Annotated in this window: 4 protein-coding genes and 2 pseudogenes; all 6 read left to right on the plus strand. The window is 38.2% G+C overall.

Translation table 11 applies throughout. From position 1 onward, the window contains the following. On the plus strand, positions 1 to 625 hold a 625-nt coding region (locus EEJ45_RS18795; protein ID WP_246000035.1), incomplete at its 5' end, for an RHS repeat-associated core domain-containing protein. Positions 626 to 779: 154 nt separating this feature from the next. Continuing rightward, positions 780 to 1,064: a hypothetical protein gene (locus EEJ45_RS17870; protein WP_124566103.1), complete on the plus strand. Its 285-nt coding sequence runs from the start codon at positions 780 to 782 to the stop codon at positions 1,062 to 1,064. Positions 1,065 to 1,157: 93 nt separating this feature from the next. After that, positions 1,158 to 2,150, plus strand: coding sequence for an RHS repeat-associated core domain-containing protein (locus EEJ45_RS17875; RefSeq protein WP_124566104.1), 993 nt, complete (start codon positions 1,158 to 1,160; stop codon positions 2,148 to 2,150). A 17-nt stretch (positions 2,151 to 2,167) separates the two neighbouring features. Next, positions 2,168 to 2,902: a hypothetical protein gene (locus tag EEJ45_RS17880; RefSeq protein WP_124566105.1), complete on the plus strand. Its 735-nt coding sequence runs from the start codon at positions 2,168 to 2,170 to the stop codon at positions 2,900 to 2,902. Between the two features lie 193 nt (positions 2,903 to 3,095). Continuing rightward, positions 3,096 to 3,254, plus strand: a pseudogene (locus EEJ45_RS17885) (sporulation protein YhbH); the annotation flags it as partial. A 131-nt stretch (positions 3,255 to 3,385) separates the two neighbouring features. Beyond that, positions 3,386 to 3,945 (plus strand): annotated as a pseudogene (locus tag EEJ45_RS17890) (RHS repeat protein); the annotation flags it as partial.

Consider the following 3,945-nt stretch of genomic DNA (forward strand, 5'->3'; position numbering starts at 1 on the left):
GGGCAATGTGCTGACAAGCAGTGCAGAAGGTTTCGCAGCAGATAATCCGTTTGGATATGCGGGATACATGTATGATAAAGAAATCGGCATGTATTACCTCATGGCGCGGTATTACCATCTGGTGCATGGTGTGTTTATTTCGGTAGACCCAGATCCAGGTGATGCAGATGATCCGATTACGCAGAATGGGTATACGTATGTAAATAATAATCCGGTTATGTTTATCGATCCAGATGGTAAATATCTCAGAATAATAGACTATATATACTCAATACCTAGGAGAGTGGACAGAACTCTAGTAGGATGGAGTAGACCTGGCCATGTAGGTAGGACTATAGCTAGTAAAGCATTTAGTGGAGCTGCTTACGGAGGAGTTACAGCTGCAATATATTTTGGACATATGCAATTACCAACTGCACCTAAAGGATTAAGGATACCTCAGCAGGAAGTTAGGATAGGAGTTACTGGCGGCATAGTATTAGGTGCTCATTTTGGCGCAGTTAGAGGAGCAACTTCTGGATATTTACAGTATAAAACTGGTAAAACATATGTTAGATATAGACAGCCAATTAAGAAAAAGTATAGTGAATTTAAAACATACTTGAGAAAAAGGTTTAGAAGATAAGTGTCTAATTACCGAATTGTTTCTTTATTTAAAGTATAATAGTAATATTTTTAATATCAGATATCCATTTCGAGTTAGGAATATAAGTATGTTGGGTCGAGGAAAAGCGTTTTATGACTTGTAAGACGCATGGCTCTCCTGAAGGAGTGAAGAAATGTTAATTAAAACTATGCAGTTATACAACATAACTTTTCTAAATCAATCTCCAATGGTTATATCAATTTCTTTATTTGTCATTGGTATTTTCTTGATAGGTTTAGGAGTGAGTGATTTATTAAGTGATATGAAAGGACAATCTTTGCGTAGAAAATGGCAAGCTTTTTTAGAATTTTTAATGGATTTATTTATTGGCTTCGGCTTTTCTTTTACAGTTTTAATGGTACTCTTCGGTTTCCTTTTAATGGTGATAGGTTTAATTATTTTTATTGCTTATATATAACTAAATCAATCTTATGATTGATATTAGGTAAAGAAAGTAGAAACAGGATGTGTATCGGAGTAATTAAGCACCAATAGCGCAGGCTATTGGTGTTTGTTATATTCTCTCATCAGCATCACGGAAACAGGCAAAACAACACCGTTTGCGACGTACAAGTATGACGACGACGGTCGCCGCATTGAAAAAACAGTAAATGGCATCACAACCCGTTATCATTATGACGGCGACAGCATCAACGTATTGTATGAAACAAATACAAGCGGTGCGGTACTGCGGCAGTACGTGTACAACACAAGCGGCGTACGTCTCGCGATGAAAACGCAAGGCCAAACATTCTACTATCACTACAACCCACATGGTGATGTCATCGCGATGACAGACAGCACAGGCAAAGTCGTGGCGCAATATACGTACGACGCGTGGGGCAATGTGCTGACAAGTAGTGCAGAAGGCTTCGCAGCAGATAATCCGTTTGGATATGCGGGATACATGTATGATAAAGAAATCGGCATGTATTACCTCATGGCGCGGTATTATCATCCGGTGCACGGTGTGTTTATTTCGGTAGACCCAGATCCAGGTGACGCGGATGATCCGATTACGCAGAATGGGTATACGTATGCGGATAATAACCCGGTGATGTTAGCTGATTTAGATGGTGAACGCCCACAACGTATTCGAGGAGAAAGAGGAGAAGCTGCTTTTGAATTTGGTAGCACTCTTTATAGAATACTAAAAAAAGATCCAGCATATATGCCTTCCAAGGTACATGGAAACAGTAAAAGTAGTAAAAAAAGGCAACATGGTTATGAAATATATAACATAAAAACTGGCGATGTAGTTAAAGTTGGAATTAGCGGAAGGAGATTGAATAAGAATGGTACTTCACCAAGGGCAAATCAACAAGTGAGAAAGTGGAATAAAGGAAGAAAAGTACCCTTATATGGGGCGAGGATAGTTATTAAAAATATTCCAAATAGAAAATTGGCATTAAATTGGGAGAGGAATTGGACTTATAAAAGAGATAGAGAAGGTAATAGTCTAAGATTGCACACAAATCCAGTTCCAAAAAGTCGTAGAAGATAAAATCAGGAGGTTACGAAGTGCTCTTAAAAGATATTGATTTAGACATGCCCTATGTTGAATACAAAGAAAAAATTAACGAGATTATTAAAAGTAAAAAATTCACAATAGAAGAAGCAGTACGTTTCGATTATGAAGAAAATTGGAAAAAAAAGCGCATGAAATTTCGAGACGAAGTTCAATGTATTACTGAGCTGTATAAGTATCATTTGGGTAAATATAAGACAAAGGAAACAACAAAGTTAATTATTAACTGTGTTGAGATGGGACAATGTACGAATATAGAAAATGTGGATGGTTTCACAGAAGTATATGTTCCTTTCAATTACAATCATTATACATCGTTGTCTAATCATGAAAAAAAGGTACTAATTCTAGAATGTATATGGAAAGGAATATGCTTAGTTTCTCAAGAGTTAAATTGGGATGTAAAACCATTTGATTATGCATATAAAAAAGTTGTAGAAGTTAACTATACAAATGAATATGTATGGGAGCAAAAAGCGAATCGTACTAAACAGCTAATTGCTGAGATATGGTGTAAACATGATATTGAAACATATGACATCTATATGGTTGTTAAACAGTATGGTAGTAATGAAGAGGTAAAAAGAGTTCTTTTACAAACTGAGAGACCCAATGGTTTTGCTTTTACAAGGCATTTAGGAAAGCTAAGATGGCGTTCTAATAATGAGGTAGTATTAATAAGCAAATCTAACGCTCAGGAGTGGTCGGTTGCTATTGATTTCATTTGAAAGTAGTTTCTGTTATGAAAAGGAAGGTATCATTTAAAAACTGGTACCTTCTTTACACTCCCATGATACCAATTTTGAGGTAATTAATTAGAAGCAGAAAATCTAATCATCAGTCCTTGGTAATTAGATATATTGAATGAAACGTATACATATAAAATTTAAAGGGAATACTAATAAGTCACGGGTATATCCTGGCTCGCTGTACCAATATAACCGTCACTCAACGCTCATGTCTGCCTACAAAAATATCCACGACGAAAATTTCCGGTATTATATCCTAAAACAAAAAGCCGACGTCTTCCACGCGATGAAGAGCTTCTTCAAGAAGGAAGCAGCGGAGGCGAAGAGGTAAGACCCCGCGTAGGCGGGGTTTTTGTTTTGTGTGAAATAGGAATCTAGTGAAAATAGATATACATATCAAGTACAATAGAATCATAAGCATGACCGACAGAGGCGGTAGCATATCACCCTGGGTCGCATAAGTTGAAAACACAAAGTATCCAGCGCGGTGCGTATACAAATACCGCCAACTACGAATACAACGCATTGAATCAAAATACAAAGGTTATTGACCAAGGGACATCGTACTATTTTGATTATGACGAATTTGGCAATGTAGGTCTATCTATCGCAGGCAATGGGACGGGTGCAACGTTCCAATACGATCCGGCCCAACAACTTGAAGCACTGAGTATCGCAACTGCCAATGCGACGCCGATTCTCACAGAGCGTTACGAGTACGATGCGAACGGTAACCGGACAAAAATCACCCGCCGTGTCGGCTCGTCCGCTACGGAAGAAGAAGTACGTTACACGTACGATACTATCAACCAATTGACGAGCGAAACATTGCCGGGTAACATCGTTAAAACATACACTTATGATGGTCTCGGAAATCGTACAAGCGTGAAGGTAGGCAGCACCACCACAACTGCGACATTTAACAGTGGAAACCAGTTAACGAAATACGGTACAGAAACACTTACCTATGATGCGAATGGCAATCGCAAATCTGACGGCAAATATACGTATACCTGGGACGG

This window comes from Ectobacillus antri (genome assembly GCF_003852715.1).
Taxonomy (GTDB): Bacteria; Bacillota; Bacilli; order Bacillales; family Bacillaceae_G; genus Ectobacillus; species Ectobacillus antri.